General features: G+C 52.7%; 15 protein-coding genes. All 15 read right to left on the bottom strand.

Going from position 1 to position 17,814, the window contains the following annotated elements; all coding sequences use genetic code 11:
* Positions 1-60: 60 nt before the first annotated feature.
* The 15 genes from H8710_RS07845 to pstC all read right to left on the bottom strand — a co-directional run bounded on the left by H8710_RS07845 (position 61) and on the right by pstC (position 17,787).
* On the bottom strand, positions 61-1,311 hold the full coding sequence (locus H8710_RS07845) for a cell division protein FtsQ/DivIB (RefSeq protein WP_249294939.1): 1,251 nt from the start codon (positions 1,309-1,311) through the stop codon (positions 61-63).
* Positions 1,312-1,360: 49 nt separating this feature from the next.
* A complete protein-coding gene (gene murA / locus H8710_RS07840; RefSeq protein ID WP_249294938.1) occupies positions 1,361-2,677 on the bottom strand; it encodes a UDP-N-acetylglucosamine 1-carboxyvinyltransferase in 1,317 nt (438 codons plus the stop codon).
* Between the two features lie 71 nt (positions 2,678-2,748).
* Positions 2,749-3,873 (bottom strand): undecaprenyldiphospho-muramoylpentapeptide beta-N-acetylglucosaminyltransferase, encoded by a 1,125-nt coding sequence (gene murG, locus H8710_RS07835; RefSeq protein WP_249294937.1) that lies wholly within the window; start codon positions 3,871-3,873, stop codon positions 2,749-2,751.
* 61 nt (positions 3,874-3,934) lie between these two features.
* Positions 3,935-5,110 carry an FtsW/RodA/SpoVE family cell cycle protein gene (locus tag H8710_RS07830; protein WP_249294936.1) on the bottom strand — a complete coding sequence of 392 codons (1,176 nt, stop codon included), beginning with the start codon at positions 5,108-5,110 and terminating at the stop codon, positions 3,935-3,937.
* 26 nt (positions 5,111-5,136) lie between these two features.
* The gene (gene mraY / locus H8710_RS07825) at positions 5,137-6,162 is read right to left on the bottom strand and encodes a phospho-N-acetylmuramoyl-pentapeptide-transferase (RefSeq protein WP_249294935.1); all 1,026 of its coding nucleotides are present in this window, start codon (positions 6,160-6,162) and stop codon (positions 5,137-5,139) included.
* A 260-nt stretch (positions 6,163-6,422) separates the two neighbouring features.
* Positions 6,423-7,859, bottom strand: coding sequence for a UDP-N-acetylmuramoyl-L-alanyl-D-glutamate--2,6-diaminopimelate ligase (locus tag H8710_RS07820; RefSeq protein ID WP_249294934.1), 1,437 nt, complete (start codon positions 7,857-7,859; stop codon positions 6,423-6,425).
* Positions 7,860-7,957: 98 nt separating this feature from the next.
* Positions 7,958-10,183: a penicillin-binding transpeptidase domain-containing protein gene (locus H8710_RS07815; RefSeq protein WP_249294933.1), complete on the bottom strand. Its 2,226-nt coding sequence runs from the start codon at positions 10,181-10,183 to the stop codon at positions 7,958-7,960.
* Positions 10,184-10,325: 142 nt separating this feature from the next.
* Complete coding sequence (locus tag H8710_RS07810; RefSeq protein ID WP_249294932.1) at positions 10,326-10,766, bottom strand: hypothetical protein; 441 nt, start codon at positions 10,764-10,766, stop codon at positions 10,326-10,328.
* Positions 10,767-11,702, bottom strand: coding sequence for a 16S rRNA (cytosine(1402)-N(4))-methyltransferase RsmH (gene rsmH, locus H8710_RS07805; protein WP_249294931.1), 936 nt, complete (start codon positions 11,700-11,702; stop codon positions 10,767-10,769).
* Positions 11,703-11,728: 26 nt separating this feature from the next.
* Entirely contained in the window at positions 11,729-12,151 is a 423-nt protein-coding gene (gene mraZ / locus H8710_RS07800) for a division/cell wall cluster transcriptional repressor MraZ (RefSeq protein WP_249294930.1), read from the bottom strand.
* A 502-nt stretch (positions 12,152-12,653) separates the two neighbouring features.
* The gene (locus H8710_RS07795) at positions 12,654-14,030 is read right to left on the bottom strand and encodes an ATP-binding protein (RefSeq protein ID WP_249294929.1); all 1,377 of its coding nucleotides are present in this window, start codon (positions 14,028-14,030) and stop codon (positions 12,654-12,656) included.
* Positions 14,031-14,313: 283 nt separating this feature from the next.
* A complete protein-coding gene (locus H8710_RS07790; protein WP_249294928.1) occupies positions 14,314-15,003 on the bottom strand; it encodes a response regulator transcription factor in 690 nt (229 codons plus the stop codon).
* Positions 15,004-15,187: 184 nt separating this feature from the next.
* Entirely contained in the window at positions 15,188-15,940 is a 753-nt protein-coding gene (gene pstB / locus H8710_RS07785) for a phosphate ABC transporter ATP-binding protein PstB (RefSeq protein WP_249294927.1), read from the bottom strand.
* 24 nt (positions 15,941-15,964) lie between these two features.
* On the bottom strand, positions 15,965-16,864 hold the full coding sequence (gene pstA, locus H8710_RS07780; protein WP_249294926.1) for a phosphate ABC transporter permease PstA: 900 nt from the start codon (positions 16,862-16,864) through the stop codon (positions 15,965-15,967).
* 26 nt (positions 16,865-16,890) lie between these two features.
* Positions 16,891-17,787, bottom strand: coding sequence for a phosphate ABC transporter permease subunit PstC (pstC, locus tag H8710_RS07775; protein WP_249294925.1), 897 nt, complete (start codon positions 17,785-17,787; stop codon positions 16,891-16,893).
* Between the last annotated feature and the right edge of the window lie 27 nt (positions 17,788-17,814).

The raw sequence follows: 17,814 nt of genomic DNA, 5'->3' as shown, positions 1-17,814 counted from the left end.
CCATTTATTTTCGATTTATTTGTAAATATAAGGGTGAAAATTCCTTATTTTCGTTGGGTTTTAGGAAGAAGTTTCCTCTGGCGGAGTTTTGCCCTCAGGCGAGGCAGAAGATTCGTCTGGAGAAGGCTGTCCTTCACTCCCTGTTTCCCCTGAAGAAGTGCCGTCTTCTAGGCTTGCATCATAGGGAGAAGGATCTTTCCATGTCCATCCCTCGGTAGAGATACCAGTCAGATCCAGTTTAGCATCGCTGTCCACGTACATTTTGTCAGGGTCGCTGATGTCGATGGTGCCGCTTTCCTCGATACCGATATCTCCGCTGTCGAACACCGCCTTCACCATGGCGAGCTTGGTGTCCAGCTCCGAGAAGGAGCCCAGCTTTATCTCGATGCGGTTTTGGTAGTAGAGTTTCAGAGAAATGGTGCTGGAAATATCAACTACAGAAATATCGTTTAGGCCGCTTTTCTCCAGTTCCTTGAACAAAATTTTCAGCCAGTCTTTTTCCTCATTTTCAAGAACTAGGTCGATATAGGAGCCGATTTGCGCGCCTTCCGGTTTGGGACCGATGACGGCGGGCACGTTGGGGACGCTTTCGTCGGCGATGTCCAGTACCCTGCCCCGCTGGCTCAAAGTGTAGTACCTGCTTTCATAGTACAATTGGGTTTGAGGAACTCCGTCTTCAATTTCAACGAGCAGCGTCGTGGGGAAGACCCTCTTCACATCTACCTTGTCCGCTTTTTTGAGGTTTTGGAGCACGGTTTCGCTCAGAGACTTTGTATTAAGGCGCAGCAGGTTGTCACCCGGCTTGGCCTCCAACACGCCGTCCAAATCGGATAGGGTGTAGATACTGCTTCCTGTCACCTGGATGTCCTCGATGTTGAAAAATACCGTCAGTGACAGCGTCACTCCCGCCACAATGAGGAACACAGCTAAAATGATATAGTAAAGTGTGTAATTTCGCTTCTTTTTTTTCCTGCGACGGCGCTGTGTTTTGGCAATCTGTTCCTGTCTGAGCTGCTGCTGGCGTTTTTGCTGCGCAGCGGCGGCGTTTTTAGCAGGTTTTCGAGAGGAAGAGGTTTTTGCCTTCTTTCTCTTCCCATTCTGAGGAATCGGGCGGGGTGGCCCGGACAGCATATCGCCCCGGCGCTGAGGAGAGGGACTTCTATAGGAAGAAGGGGTCCCCCCCGAGCTCCGGGGTGTGTAATTGTCGTAAAAGGGATCGGAAAAAGGAATCGTTTTGGAATCCGACACTGGTTTTTTACTGCCGGCGGCAGGTTTTTTGGTCGGTTTTTGCTTTCCTTTTTTCGTCGGCACAGGGTTCACATCCTTTCCATCTTTTACTTCCCGCTGAAAAAGCCTCTTTTTACAGCATCCGCTTGATATCCGCCCCTAACAGGCAAAGGTTTTTTTCAATTTCTTCATAACCCCGGTCGATGTGCTTGATCTCCGAGATTTCGGTGCGCCCTTTGGCACCCAAGCCCGCGATAATGAGAGCCGCTCCGCCGCGGAGATCGGTAGCCCGGACGTTTGCGCCGTAGAGGGTGTCAACCCCTTCCACCAGCGCGACTTTTCCGGCAATTTTGATGTCCGCGCCCATTCGGCAAAGCTCGCCCACGTGTTTGTAGCGGCTTTCAAAGATGTTCTCGGCAAAAATGCTGGTGCCATTAGCCGTTGCCGCCGCCGCCATCAGCGGTGCCTGGGCGTCGGTGGGAAATCCGGGATAGGGCATGGTGCGGACATCCTTTAGGGCCTTCAAACGTTTCGGCGCCCGAATAGCCACGCTGTCCTGTGTGATGTCCAGCTTGCAGCCCATTTCTTCCATCAAAGGAAGGATACTGGCGATGTGGTCGGCGCAGAGGTCTTTTACGAGGATGTTCCCCCCGGTCGCCGCCGCGCAGCAGAGATAGGTAGCTGCCACAATGCGGTCGGGAATGACCCGGTATTCGCAGCCGTGGAGTTCTTTGACTCCCTCGATGATGATACGGCTTTTTCCGGCGTCTTTGACCTTTCCGCCGCAGGCGTTTACAAAGTTAGCAAGGTCGATGATCTCCGGCTCCTGGGCGGCGTTATTGATGACCGTCTCGCCCTCTGCCAATGCGGCTGCCAACATAATGTTTTCAGTAGCACCCACGCTAGGGAAAGTCAAATTGATGGATGTGCCGACAAGGCCGTGTTCGGCGGAACAGATGAGTTTGCCATGGCTTTCCTCAATTTCCATACCCAGTTTTCTCAAAGCCTGCAAATGCAGGTCAATGGGACGGGCTCCCAGTTCGCACCCGCCGGGAAAACAAATTTCCGCCCGTCCCAGACGTGCGACAATGGCCCCCAAAAAGACAACAGAAGAGCGCATCTCCCGCATCAGGTCGTCGGGCACATCGGAATGGGTGATTTCCTTGGTATTGACGGCGACGGTGTTGCCTTCCCGTTTGACGCCGCAGCCCAGGTATTTTAGGATTTTACAAGCGGCGTCGACGTCCGATAAGTTCGGACAGTTATGTAGCACGCTTTCATTTTTACATAAAACGGTGGCTGCCAGCAGCGGCAGTGAGCTGTTTTTCGCACCGTGGACGCTGATTTCTCCCTCCAGGGGGATGCCACCCGATATCACAAACCGCTCCACAACGACACTCCTTCCATATTTCGGCGCGCTTTCGCCAATGTTGGTTCTTTTACATGGCATACTATGCTTCCCGAAATAAAAAAGTGCGATGTCTGCCACAGGTTGTCCACTTTGATTCCCGAGAAAAAAGGTCATTTTTTCTCGAGTTCTGTCATAATAATGTTGTAAATTTTTTCGGTGGTGTCCAAAACCGCCAATTTGGAAGCATTCTGAGAAAGTTCCGACAGCCGTTCGGGATGCTCGTAAAGCTCTCTGATTTCTTGTAGGAGCTTCACACGGTCGTAGTCCTTTTCCTCCACCAGGATAGAGGCATCGGCATCGGAAAGGACCCTGGCGTTGTGGTACTGATGGTTTTCAGCGGCATAAGGATAAGGAACCAAAATGGACGGTTTTCCCGCCACCTCCAGCTCCATGATGGTGCTGGCGCCCGCCCGGGAGATGACAATATCCGCCGCAGCCACATAAAGGTTCATATTGTCGATATATTCTTTTGCCTGGATGCGGGGATATTTTGAAAGGTCAATATGCCGTTCCTTGAGCATCTTTGGGAAGGTGTCTCGCCCGTGCTTGCCGTAGCCGTGGATATGGTTGATTTTCCCGTCTTTGCAGTGCCACTGCATGATGTCGGCTGCGATTTCGTTAATCTTAAGCGCACCTTGGCTCCCGCCGAAAGATAGGATTGTAAAGTTGTCGTCCAGGCCCAGCTTTTCTCTTGCTTCTCTTTTGGTTGTGGTCACAAAAGACTGTCGGACGGGGATGCCTACCACCTCGTAGCGTTTTCCGGCGGGCAGGTACTGCTGTGCCTCAGGAAAGGCCAGCATGATAACAGTGGCCCGCTTGGACAAGGCTTTGATGGTCACACCGGGAAAGGCATTGGCCTCGTGAAGGAAGGTGGGAATCTTCTTTTTCTGAGCTGCTAAAAGAACCGGGCCGCTCAGGTATCCCCCCGTTCCGATAACTGCATCGGGCTGAAAATCGTTTAGAATTTTACGGGCTTTCACCCCTGCCGTCGCCAGATAGGACACAGCTTTCAGATTGTGGGCGATGTCGGCGGGAGAAAAGCTTCTGCGAAATCCGGCCACATGGATGTGGGCCACTGGATACCCCGCTTTAGGGACCAGCGTGTCTTCCATGCCGCCGGGTGCCGCAGCAAACAAAAACTCGGTGTCGGGCCGGCGTGCCTTGATTTCATTGGCGATGGAGATGGCGGGGTTGATGTGACCGGCCGTTCCGCCCCCTGCTAACAATATTTTCATCTGCCTACCAGCCTTTCTAACATTGATTCCGGTAATTTGAATCCGATACTCCCCTGCCGGGTCAGTTCTGCTGGCAGTATCGGGATACGTTCAGAATGACTCCCATCTGGGCCAGCTGCATGGTCAGCGCCGTGCCGCCCGCGCTGAAAAACGGCAGGCTGATACCGGTGTTGGGCATGGCGTTGGAAACAACCGCGATGTTGAGCAAAGTCTGAATGCCGATCTGGGCCGTCAGGCCGATGACCAGCATGCAGCCGAATTTATCCGGTGCCTTCATGGCGATGGAGAAGCCGCAGTAAATCAAGAGCACAAAGAGCAGAATGATGACCATAGCTCCCAAAAAGCCCAGTTCTTCGCAGACGATGGCGAAAATAAAGTCGTTTTGCGGTTCCGAGAGATAGAGATACTTTTGGGTGGAGTTTCCAAGTCCCACACCGGTTAGGCCGCCGGAGCCGATGGCATACAGAGACTGAGCCGTCTGCCATTTGGTGCCGCGAATATTGCCGGAAAGAGGGTCCAGCCAGTCGGAAAACCGGGTGCCTACATAATCGTGGCCCATGAGCTTGAGGGCCAGTAGGGCCAACGGGCCGCCCACCGCTGCAATCCCTACAAACCAGCGGACTTTGGAGCCGCCGACGATGATGATGGTTCCGGCGATTGCCGCCATGAGAATCAACGCCGACAAGTGACGCTGCAAGGCGCAGAGGCCGAGTACTGGAAGCAACAGAATCACAAAAGGCCAGAAGCCGTATTTAGGGTTCTTCATCTGCTTGTAGTTTAAAGCCACCAAGTGGGCACAGGCTACCGTCAAGGCAAATTTCATAATCTCAGACGGCTGGAAACTGATGGGGCCAATCCAAATCCAGCGTCTAGCGCCGGTACTGTTTGGGAAAAGAAGGGCTACACACATAAGAACCAGGCCGCCGATGTAAATCACCCACTTGAATTTGCGGTAGATGTGATAATCCACAAACGAAGCGAAAATCATGATAGCCACGCCGGCTACCACAAACACCGCCTGCTTCAAAACGATGGTGAGGCTGTTGCCCGTCTCGTTTAACGAAGTGGCGTAGCTTGCGGAAAACACCATGACAAGGCCGATAGACAAAAGGACGATAACCAAAAAGAAGAAAGAAATATTCATCTTTCCGCGTTTTGGCTTTTCTCCGGTCTGGGATTCCGACTTATTCTGGATTGTAGTTCTGATTCCATTGCGTTTTGCCGCGGTCGAAGCCATTCATTCCACCTCTTTATTGGAAAAGTTTAACCGATGAGTAAACTGCTGCTGAAAGTGATCCAGGCAATGCCGAGGATGCAGAACAACAGCGTAATGCCGGAAAATACGCCGACGATTTTGCCCTCGCTCCAGCCACTCATTTCAAAATGGTGGTGGATAGGGCTCATTTTAAAGATCCGCTTGCCGGTGGTCTTAAAGCTAATGACCTGCAACACGACCGACAAGGCTTCCACAATGTAGATGATGCCGACGATGAAAAAGAGGAAGGGCCGCGCTGTTCCAACTGCCAGCGCGATGACAGCACCCCCCAGAAACATTGAGCCAGTGTCTCCCATAAAGACCTTCGCCGGATGAAAGTTGTAGATGAGAAATCCCAGAAGCCCACCAGCCAGCGCGGAGGCGAAAATGCTCATTCCGACCAAGTTGAGAATGCCGCAGATGACGACAAAGGCCACCGATACCACAAACGTCACCGACCCTGCCAGGCCGTCGATACCGTCGGTCAAGTTGACGGCGTTGACCCCGAAGATGATCACCAAAATCGCCAGCGGGTAGTAAAACCAGCTCAAGTCTACTGCTCCGATAAAAGGGAACATAACGATGGTGGAGGTATCGCCCGCCAGATACAAGGTTGCCAGATAAGCGATGCAGACGATCAGCTGCAAAATCACTTTCTGTCGGGCGTTGAGGCCCAGGTTCTGCTTTTTCACCACTTTGATGTAGTCGTCTAAAAAACCGATGAACCCAAACGCCAGAGCCAACCCCAATCCGCCGAACAGCCGAGCGTTGTTCACCGCCGTCAGGTGGATGGTGTGATCCACGGTGGCCGCCAGCACGATGAATCCGACGATGACGCCCGCAAAGGCGCCGCCTGCGAACAGGAACCCGCCCATGGTAGGCGTTCCCTGCTTATTTTTGTGCCAAGTGGGGCCGATTTCCTTAATGGTCTGCCCAAATTTGATTTTCCGCAGAAAAGGGATCAAAAATTTTCCCATTACAGCGCTGACCGCAAACGCGATAAACGCCGCCGCAACGCAGCTGATACTCTCCATGTTTGAATCTCCTTGTTTCCAGTTTGCAGCGGAAGAGGTTTTTTCAGCGAAGGCGCCCCGTCATGTAACAAGCGGCAGGGGCGTTCGCCCTCGGATTTCAGCGGAGGATCATATCCTCTGCTGAAAGACTCCTTTGGAACCCGCCGCCGAAAGGGGCGGACATCTGTTTCAATTATACCGTCTTCCCCAAGCTGTCAGTGTCAAAGGCGGCAAAAAAGCCACCCGGAACGAGGGATTTTCTTCCCCCGGTGGTATATCTCTTATGAGAGGGTTTTTAGGGCCTCCGCCACGATTTCCCGTTCGTCAAAATGGTGCTTTTCGTGCCCGATGATCTGATAGTCTTCGTGGCCCTTTCCCGCTAGGACGATGGTGTCGCAAGGTCGGGCGTTCTGTACCGCGTAAAAAATGGCTTCCTTCCGGTTGACGATGACCTCATAGGGGATATCGAGGCCGTCAAGGCCGGGCAAGATGTCGTCGATGATGGCTTTCGGGTCCTCGGTACGGGGGTTATCCGACGTGACGATGAGCATGTCGGCAAATTTTGCCGACGATTTGGCCATGAGGGGACGTTTTAAGCGGTCCCGGTCGCCGCCGCATCCGAAAAGGGCGATCAGCCGGCCGCGGGTGGTCTGTTTCAGGGCGGACAGAATGTTTTCAAGTCCATCAGGGGTGTGGGCGTGGTCGCAGATGACGGTGAAATCCCGTCCGGTGGGGACGATTTCGCTCCGTCCGCGGACACCCTGGGCCATGTTGATGCCATCCACTGCTTTTTCGATGCAGATGCCCAAACGCAGGCAGACGGCGATTGCCGTGAGAGAATTCTTCACCGAAAAGATGCCGGGCATCCCGAAGCTCACCTTGCTCACGACGCCCTGATAGTCGAACCGGTACTCCACCCCATCGGGATGGTAAACGACGTCTGAAGCGTGGAGATCGGCGTCCTGTGATTCCATGGAAACGGTGCTCATCGGGCAGGAAACGGTCTTTAAAAGCCTCTGTCCGTAAGGGTCGTCATAATTGATGACCGCGCTGTCGCAGATGTCGAAAAGTTTTGCCTTTGCCTCAAAGTAATTCTCCATGGTTTTGTGATAGTCCAAGTGATCCTGAGTGAGGTTTGTAAACACCGCCACTTCGTAGTGGCTGTCGCCGATGCGCCGCTGATCCAGCGCGTGGGAAGATACCTCCATGACGCAGAACTCACAGCCGGCGTCCGCCATCCGGGCGTAGAGGCCCTCCAGCTCCATGGCATCGGGAGTGGTTTGCTCAGCATGGACCACTTCGTCGCCGATTTCGTTTTGGATGGAGCCGATGAGCCCCACCTTTTTGCCGATGCCGGTGAGGACACTTTTGATGAGTTTGGTGGTCGTCGTTTTGCCGTTGGTGCCGGTGACACCGATGAGGCGCAGCTTTTTAGAAGGATTTCCATAATAATTGGCCGCCATTTTGGAGTAAGCCAGATGGGTGTCCGGGACGAGAATCTGCTCTTTCAGGCCAAGGTCCCGTTCGCATACAATGGCGGAGGCCCCTTTTTGAAGGGCCGCGTCCGCAAACGTATGCCCGTCGGCGGCAGCGCCGTTGATACAGACAAATACGTCCCCCGGCTTTATATTTCTCGAATCGTTGACGACGGTGCCCACGTCGCGGTCCTCATAGTCGGACAGCACCTGCACCTCGTCTAACAAAGCTGATAACAGCATACTCAGTTTCTCCTCTCAAGCGGTTCCCCGCAGAGTGACGGGAATTTCACGCTCTCATGAAATCGCCGTTTTATTTTCACCGTCAAAGCGGTGTTTTCCTATTCGCCGTCTTCTCCGGTGATGAGGCACTGGACTTCCACAATGGTCCCCTTGGGCACCGTGGAGCCGCTTTCCACGCTCTGGGCGGAAACCTGGGCCCGCTTGTTATTGGCGGCGCCTCCGGTGATGCGGATGTTCAGGCCGGAATTGGTGAGGACTTGGTTTGCCTGGGTGGGCGTCATACCCACGACCGATGGCACGGTGACAGTCTGCTCAGCGTTTTCCTCGGTGTAGAGGATAACTGTTCCCTCACGGGGAATTTTGGTTCCCTGGTTGGGGAAGACCGATACAACGGATTTTCCGTTTCCGACAATCTTGCCGTTCAGGCCCTGAATTCTCAGCTTACTTTCCGCTGAAAAGGGGTCCATACCGATCATGCCGGTGGGGATGGTAGCTTCCTGGTCGGCCAGCTCTTCTTCAGAGTACTGCGGAGCAATCCCCAGGTAGGGCAGAACATCCTTCATAACCGCCGCGGCCAGGGGGCCGACGACGACGTTTGCGTAATCCCGCTGGCCCTCTGTGGGTTCATCCACCATGACGAGGGCGGCGACCTGAGGGTCGTCGGCGGGGGCAAAAACGAAATAGGAAAAGACGTATTTGGAGTTTGTGGAGTCGGTGAGTTTCTGGGCGGTGCCGGATTTTCCGCCGATGCGGTAGCCCTTGACATAGGCGTTGGTGCCGCCGTTTGCCGAAACCACCTGTTCCAGTGCGTTTCTCATAATGGCGGAGGTCTCTTCAGAGATTACTTGCCGCCGGACTTCCGCGCCAATTTCTTTCACGGTATTACCGTTATTATCGACCACTTTGCTGACGATATGCGGCTGTAAAAGCTTTCCGCCGTTGATGGAGGCCACCGCCGCCGTCATCATCTGCAAAGGAGTGACGGTATTGGACTGTCCGAAGGAGCAGGAAGCCAAGCTGATGGGAGACATGGAGGCGTCGTAATAGGAGCCTTTGTTCTCCGCCGGCAGGTCGATACCGGTTTTTTCGGTGAGGCCGAAGCCCTCATAGTACTTAAAGAATTTCTCCGCCCCCAGGCTCTGGCCAATGGCGATAAAGGCCGGGTTGCAGGAATTTACCAGCGCGCCGGTAAAATCAAGCGTACCGTGGCCGCCATGCTTGTGGCAGTGGATGGGTTTGGGAAGCCCCGGAAAGGTGACAGAGCCGGTGCAGTGGTAGGTGGAGTTGAGGTTAGCGGTTCCCTCTTCCAGCGCCGCCGAGGCGGTGACGGTTTTGAAAACCGAACCGGGCTCATAGGTATCAGTGATGGTCTTGTTCCGCCACTGCATCTCCCAGGCGTCCTTTGTCGCTTCCTTCCTTTCCTCTTCGGTGGAAGCGGCGTCGATCTGGGCCTGGAGCTTCTCGCTGGTAATTTCGTAAGGGGCGTTCAAATCGAAGTCGGGTTTGGAAGTCATGCCGAGGATCGCCCCGGTGTTCACATCCATGACGATAATGGCGGCGCCCTGGTCAGGAGCGTACTGGGTCACGGCATTGTCCAGGGATTTCTCGATAAAGTGCTGAATTACCTGGTCGATGGTGGTGACGATGCTGTTTCCCTGCTGGGCGGGATAGATTTTCTCATAAGAGGTGGGCAGCGTCTCGCCGAGAGCGTTTTTCGCCGAAATTTTTCTGCCCGGGGTGCCGGAAAGCACCGAGTTATATTTCGCTTCCAGGCCATATGCACCCTGGTTATCGGAGTTTGTAAAGCCGATAACAGTGGAAGCTAAATTTTCGTAAGGATAGTACCGTTTGGTGTCCACTTCCAGATAGATGCCTTTGTAGCCTTTGTCCTTTTTGAGCTTTGTGATCTCATCGGCCACCGGTTTTTCGATTTTGCGCTTGATGATCTCGTACTGGCTGTTGGTGTTTTCCAGCCGTTTGCGCACGTCTTCCGGCTCCAGCTCGAGGAGCGTCGAAAGATCGCTGACCATTTCGTCCCGCTGCGCCTCATCCTGGTACTTGTTGATTTCCAACGGGGAGAGCTGCACATTCCAGACGGTGGCGCTTTGGGCCAGCACGTTCATATTGGTGTCGTAGATCGTCCCGCGGTTGGCGGGAATGGTGATGTCGCTCAGCTGCTGTTCCGAAGCCTTGACCTTCAGGTCCTGCCCGGTGACCAGCGAACGGTATGCCAGGTTTGCAATTACCCAACCCAACGCCAGCGCAATAAAACTGATAATGACAATCAGCCGAATTTTCATTTTCTTAGTGATGTTACCTGCCATTCAGAGACCTCCCTGTAAGTCCCGTCCTTCCAGTATCTGGATATTGCCTATACAATAACAAAAGGTCAAGATATCGATCTCAACCTCCCGCATCATTTTATATGTATTGAAAAGATACGGCGCTTATGCCATATCCGGCGGATTATTCAAATAAATTCCCGATAAAATCCGCGATTTTTGTAAAGACCGAGTCTTGTTTTACCGTCGTTTCGATTTTGTTTTCGCTGTTGAGCTGAATATAGCCCACCTGGCTGCTGTCGGGTTTGACCATGCCATATTCGCCGACGGCAATGTCCTCGATAGTCTTGAGGGACACCCGGCTCTCCAGCTCGCTCTGCATCCGGACGCCTTCGCTTTTGAGCTCACTCAGTTCAGCGTTGGCAGCGTTGTACTGCATATTCAGTTCGTTGATGACGACCCTTCCGTAAGGCACAGTGGAAGTCAGGGCAACGAGCAAAAGCGCAACTGCGACGACCTTTACAGGATTTAAGGTTTTCTCTTTGCCGGCACTGACCTTCGTAATGACGGGAGCACGGTTTTCAAACCGTTCCAGATCATAGGCCAGATTGCTTCTTTGCTGCATTTAAATCCTCTCCTTGCATTTTTCCAAAATTCGTAGCTTTGCGCTTTGACTTCTTCTGTTTGTTTCTAATTCTTCTCGGGTTGGAAGAATGGGCTTTCGGTTAATCAGTTTCGCCTTGGGTTCATTGTGACAGACGCAAATGGGAAATTCCGGCGGGCAGGTGCAGCCTTTGCAGAGTTCTGCAAATTTCTGTTTGACCATCCGGTCCTCCAGGGAATGAAAGGTGATGATGACGAGCCTTCCTCCGATGTTTAAAAGGTCGAAAGCCGCGTCGATTCCCCCGCTCAGCACATCCAACTCGGAATTGACGGCGATGCGGATTGCCTGAAAAGAACGCTTGCAGGGGTTTTTCTCTCTCCTGGAAGCGGCCGGCACCGATGCCTTAATGATTTCCGACAGCTGGAAGGTAGTCTCAATAGGAGACTCTTCCCGATGCCGCACGATGTTTTTGGCGATATTGTAGGCGAACTTTTCCTCCCCGTATTCCCGCAGGATTCGGGAAAGCTCGTCCACGCTGTAGGTATTGACCACGTCCCTGGCACTAATACCGCTCTGGGACATGCGCATATCCAAGGGGGCATCCTTTTGGTAGCTGAACCCCCGCTCCGCCGTATCCAGCTGATACGACGACACCCCCAAATCCAGGAGCACTCCGTCAACCTTTTGGACATTCGCGCCCAGTATAGCGTCCGTCATGTCCTTGAAGTTTGTCCTGATAACCTGCGCCTGAGGGTAGGGGCGAAGGCGTTCACCCGCCGCTTTTACGGCGTCCGGGTCCTGATCGAGGGAAAAAAGCCTGCCGGTGGTCAGGCGTTTGGCGATCTCTGAGGAATGCCCTCCCCCGCCAGCCGTTCCGTCGACATAGATGCCGTCTTCCCGGATGTTTAATCCCTCCATGCACTCGCTGAGCATGACAGGGTAATGGGAAAACTCCATCTATTTTCCTCCGTTTCCTTTTTTCGTCAGAAGCCCAATGCGTCGATCAGTTCTCCAATCGACTCAGCGTTCATCTCGCCGCAGACTGCATCCCACTCCGCTTTGTCCCAGATCTCGCAGCGGTCGTCCGCCCCGATGATCATCACTTCTTTGGTCAGCCCGGCGAATTCTCTTAGTGGCTGAGGAATGACAATTCTTCCCTGCTTGTCCGGCTCGCACTCACACGCGCTGGAAAAGAGGTAACGCTGCAATTGTCTCGCTTTGGATATGGGGAGTTCTTTGATTCGTTCCTGTTTTAACTTCCACTGTTCCAGTGAATAGGCGTACAGGCATTTATCGCCCAAGCCTTTAGAAACGATGAACCTTTCTCCCATATCGTCCCGGAGCTTGGCAGGAAAATTCAAACGCCCTTTTATATCTATATTGTAACCGTACTCACCGATCAACATTTCCTGCCTCACCCCTTTCACCGCAGGGAGGGAATTTAATGGACTTTTACTCCATTTCTCCCCACTTCTCACCACTTATGATATAATTATATCCACTGAATACCAATTTTGCAACTGTTTTTTTGCGGTATTACGGCCAAAAACTGCATGTTCACAAAATATTTACATTTTAAAATGCAACAGACTAAAATTGACAAGTGTTGGTCAAGTGTTCTATTATTTTCTTTTTTTCGACAAAATATCTGTCATAATCTTCCATTATTTACCAATCAGAAATATTCTATATTCTCAAAATTTCGACAATTGCAAAAAAGCCGCCAGGACACCCATAAAAGTCCATCGCACTAAAATGGGGGTTCTGTTCCACTTTGTCCAAATTTTAGGTAATTTTAGAAAACATGTACAATTTTATCAGGTTTTCAATTTATTAAACAACAAAAACAGGATGCAGACGAAACACCTGCATCCTGTTTTTCTTTCTTTATATGACGTAGTATGGCAATTAAGCGCCGATTCGGTCCATTCTCAATTTAGCGGTAATGATGGTCCCTTTTCCCAGAGCACTCTCTAAGGTGACATTACCGTCGTAAAGGCTCACAATGTGCTTGACGATAGCGAGGCCTAAGCCAGTTCCTCCAACGCTTCTGCTGCGGCCCTTATCCACTCGGAAAAACCGCTCGAAAACCCGCTGCTGCATCTCCTGCGGGATCCCGATGCCCGTATCCTTCACCGTCAGGTACATATATTTGTCATCCCGTTCCACCCGCACGAAAACCGAACCGTTTTCCACATTGTATTTGACGGCGTTTTGAATCAGGTTGCCAAACAGATTGTGCATATGGCCGTAGGCCGCCGGAACAGAGAACTCCCCGCCGGAAATCTCCAGCGTAATATTTTTCTCCATCATCGAGGGCATCAGCGCCTCCTTGATCTCCTCCAGCAGATCCCTGATATTCACCTGAGTGACTGGAGCCTGATCCCCGTCGTTTTCCAGCTTAGAGATAAACAGCAGATCATCGATGATTCGTGTCATCCGTCTGGCCTCCCGCCGGATGATCTTTACGCTGTCCATAGCTTTTTCCGGCTCAGTCACAAGGCCCGCTTCCAAAAGCTCCGCAAATCCTAAAATGGAAGTAATGGGCGTTTTCAGCTCATGGGAGGCATTTGAAAAGAAATCCTGCCGCTGCTTTAATGCAGTGCGTTCCGCTGTGACGTCGAAAAGGGCGATCATAATGCAGCTGCGGTCCACGAAGTTCGGATTACGCACCAACTTGACGTTTAGAGAGTAAATACTGCCGTTGGCGGCAAGAACATCGAAAGCAGTCACTTTGTTTTTGCCGATAGCCTTGTCTACTGCCTCCAATATATCTTTATCGTCAATGATTTCCTGGAGATCCCTGCCTGCCGCATCCTCCTGGATACCCAAAATCTGTGCTGCTGATCCATTAAGGGCGATAACCCGCTTGTCGGTGTCTACCATTAAAAAGCCCTCATTCATGTTGGCCAGGATAAAGTCGAACTGCCGCTTCTGGTTGCGGCGCTTCATCTGGGTGGCCACCAACTGATTGCAGATGCCACGAATGTGCTCGCTAAGCTCCTCTATCTCCGGAGCAGCGCCAGACGCTTCCGGCGAAAAGGCGAACTTCTCCCCCTTATCCTCTAGCTGGCGAGTGAGCTTCTCCATAGAGCGGTACGCCGCTTTGCGGGTATTTTTGGCGAGTAGGATGCATACCGCCGCCAACAGCAGAACGCTGACGGTCAAGTACGCCCAAAAGGCAGTTGAGTTTCCGGTATGCATAAAAATAGCCGCCCCTCCCGCCGTCAATCCGGCCGTGAGGAGCACAAGCAGAATGTTTCGACACAAAATCGCTCGTTCCACAGACATTCCTTCCTTTGATGATCTTACTTGCAGTTTATTCCAATCCACATGGCATCATTCCACTTATGAAAAAAGAACAAATATAAGAACCCGACCCGCCATCGCAATCATAGATTGCGGGCGGGTTCCCCGGAACCTTGTTATTTTTAATAAGAACCCGACCCGCCATCGCAATCATAGATTGCGGGCGGGTACCGGGCGGACACCGCCCTGGAATCCTGTTGACTTACAATGAAAATAACGGTTTCACCTTGCGAAACCGTTTTCTTTTTGCGGCGGAGCCTTATTTTTGGTAAAACCGATAGCCGACGCCGCGAATCGTCTTGATATACTGGGGGTTATCAGCGTCGTCGCCCAGCTTGTGGCGCAGGGTGCGGATGTGCATATCCAGGGTCCGGGTCTCCCCCTCGAAGTCAATACCCCATACGAGGTTTAAAAGCTCTGAACGGGTCATGACACGGTCGGCGTTTTCCATGAGGAGTTTCAAAAGCTCAAATTCCTTATAGGTGAGCTCGATTTTCTCCTCTCCGCGAAGCACGTCCCGGGTGTCGCAGTTCATGGTCAGGTCTTGCCCAGTGATAACCGGCTGTTTGCCGCGGGAATGGCCTGAGCGGCGGAGAAGGGCCTGCACCCTCGCCTTCAGTTCCAAAATGCCGAAGGGCTTTGTCAAGTAATCATCCGCTCCGGCGTCGAGGCCGGCCACCTTATCCAGTTCTGCCGTCTTGGCGGTGAGCATCATGATGGGAAGCTCCTGATAGGCCGGATTCTGGCGCAGTTTCTTCACCGCAGTGACGCCGTCCATATCGGGAAGCATAATGTCAAAGAGCAAAACGTCCGGCGTTTTCTCCGCAATGGCGCCGAGACCTTCAGAGGCTGTTTCAAAGGTAAAAACCTCGTAGCCGAAGGCCTCCAGCGCAGTTTTTACCAGCTGGCGGATATTTTCGTCGTCTTCTATGGCATAAATCAGCGGCATAACAGGTATCATTCCTTTCAGGCTTTGCGGGTGGGGTCCGCAGTCCGGCCGAGGGAAAGGAGCCGCAGGCGATTCCCTTCCGTCTTCTTAAAATGGCATCATCAACCGCTTCAGCAGAATCTGCCCTACGCGGTTTTTCTGTAACGAATACAGTATACCATCATTATCTCGAAAAGTAAATCGCTTATCCAAAGCGCCCCACAATATAATCCTCTGTCTTTTTCTGCGAGGGGGAGCCAAAAATTTTAGACGTAGTGTCGTACTCCACCATCTCTCCTACCAGGAAAAAAGCCGTGTAATCGGATACTCTGGCTGCCTGCTGCATATTGTGGGTGACGATGGCAACGGTGTATTTCTGCTTCAGCTCCAAAATCAGGTCCTCCACCTTTTGAGTGGAGATGGGATCTAAAGCCGAAGTGGGTTCGTCCATCAAAAGAACTTCCGGCTCCACCGCCAAAGCCCTCGCGATGCAGAGCCGCTGCTGCTGGCCGCCGGAGAGGGAGAGGGCGGGCTTTTTCAGCCGGTCTTTCACCTCGTCGAACAAAGCTGCGCCCCGAAGGCTCGTTTCGACGATTTCATCCAGCTTGGATTTTTGCTTGATTCCGTGAAGCCGGGGGCCGTAGGCGATGTTGTCGTAGATGCTCATGGGAAAAGGGTTGGGCCGCTGGAACACCATGCCCACCTGTTTGCGCAGCAGAGTCACGTCCACCTTGGGGGAATAGATGTCCTGTCCGTCCAACTGGACATCGCCGGTAATTTTAACGTTTTCTACCAGATCGTTCATCCTGTTTAGAGTTTTTAAAAAGGTGGACTTTCCACAGCCGGAAGGGCCGATGAAAGCGGTCACTTTCCGTTCCGCGATGGGGAGGGAAACGTCTTTGAGAGCGTGGTTGTCCCCATAATACAAATCCAGATGGGATGCGCTCATTTTATCCATAACGAAATCTCCATTTCTGTACGGTTATTGCTTTTTGGCGCGGACGGTGAGGCGGGTCAGCAGGTTGATGCCCAAAACGATCAGCACCAAAATCGCGGCGATGCCGAAGCTCACATCGTTTTGTCCCCGCTCGGCGTACTGGTAGAGCTGGACCGTCAATGTCGCGCCGGAGTTTGCCGCGTGGCCCAGTAAGTTCTTCGGCAGGTTGGTGGCGATACCGGCAGTGAAGATCAACGCGGCGGATTCGCCCACGATGCGGCCGACGCTCAGGATAACCGAGGTGACGATGCCGCTCATACAGCAGGGCAGCAAAATGGTGCGGATCATGTGCCACTTGGTAGCCCCGAGGCCCGCGGCTCCTTCCCGGTAACCCTGAGGAACGGTGCGGAGAGCTTCCTGGGTGGTGCGGATGATGGTGGGCAGTACCATGATGGTCAGGGTCAACGCTCCGGCGATGATGGAGTACCCCATCCCCATCATGTTGCAGAAAAACATGGTGCCGAACAGTCCGTAAATAATGGAGGGGATGCCCGCCAGCGCCTCAGTGGTAAACTCGATGGCTTTGGTCAGCTTACCTTTTTTGGCGTATTCATTAAGGTAGATGGCGGCTCCGATGCCCAAAGGAGTGGCGATGACGAGGGTCAGCACGATCATGTAGACGGTGTTGATGATGTTGGGCAGAATCCCGTAGGTTTTCTGCAAAGTGCTGGGAACGGTGGACAGAAACGCCCAGTCCACCTGGGGAAGCCCCTTCGCCAAAATGTACCCCAACAGCGACAGGGTCAGACAGACGGTGACGCCTCCCGCCAGTAGGGACAGACCCTTCATGACAATGTCAAATACCCGCACTTTCTTGGCGGTGATAGAAATGGGCCGTCTATCCGCAAGGGCATATGGCGCCGCAACCGATGGATTTACTGTCATAACGTTTCAAACCTTTCCAAAAGTCCTTATTGCTTGGTCCCTTTTTTGAGAATAGTGGTCAGCACCAGGTTGATGATGAAGATAAAAAGGAAGAGGACGAGTCCGATGGAGAACAGCGCTTCTTGGTGCTGTCCAGCGGCGTAGCTCATCTCCGATACGATACCGGTGGTCAAAAAGCGGACACTTTTAAAGATACCCGGCATGTTTACCACGTTTCCCGAGACCATGATGATTGCCATGGTTTCTCCGATGGCTCTTCCAACCCCCAAAACGATTCCGGTAATGATGCCGGATTTCGCCGCCGGAATGTTCATTTTAAATATCGTAGTGACTTCGGTGCCTCCAAGAGCTAAAGAGCCGTCGGAATACTCCTGGGGAACTGCCTTGAGAGAGGTGACCGTCACGCTGACGATAGTCGGGAGGATCATCACCGCCAGCACCAGCATGGCAGACAGGAGATTCGCGCCGGACGAAAGATGAAAGGCTTTCGCCACCGCCGGACCCAATACGATCATGCCCACCAGTCCGAACACCACCGACGGGATGCCAGCCAAAAGTTCCACCACTGCCGTCAGGAAAGAGCTGAGCTTTTTCGGGGCCAGGTAACAAATGAACACGGCGGTGAGGACGCCTAAGGGTACTCCGACGAGGATAGCTCCAAAGGTTCCGCAGATGGAACTGAGAATCATGGGAAGGATACCGAACCGGGGGTCTGCCGCAGTAGGTGCCCAGGTGGTTCCCAGTAAGAATTCTTTTAACCCGATTTTGGTAATCGCAGGCGCGCCGGACGAGATCATGTATATTGTGATGACCGCCACACAGAGTATCGAAAGTATGCCGCAGACAAAGAAGATGGCGTTCATGACTTGCTCGACAGCTTTTTTCGCTCCCATTTTCTTTTTGGCGGCGATTGTTCCTATCATATAAATAGTCATTCCTTTCGTGGAATC

This window comes from Fumia xinanensis (assembly GCF_014384905.1).
Classification (GTDB): Bacteria; Bacillota; Clostridia; order Oscillospirales; family Ruminococcaceae; genus Fumia; species Fumia xinanensis.
The sequence above is the reverse complement of the archived record's forward strand: the minus strand, read 5'-3'. Positions and strand labels throughout refer to the sequence as shown.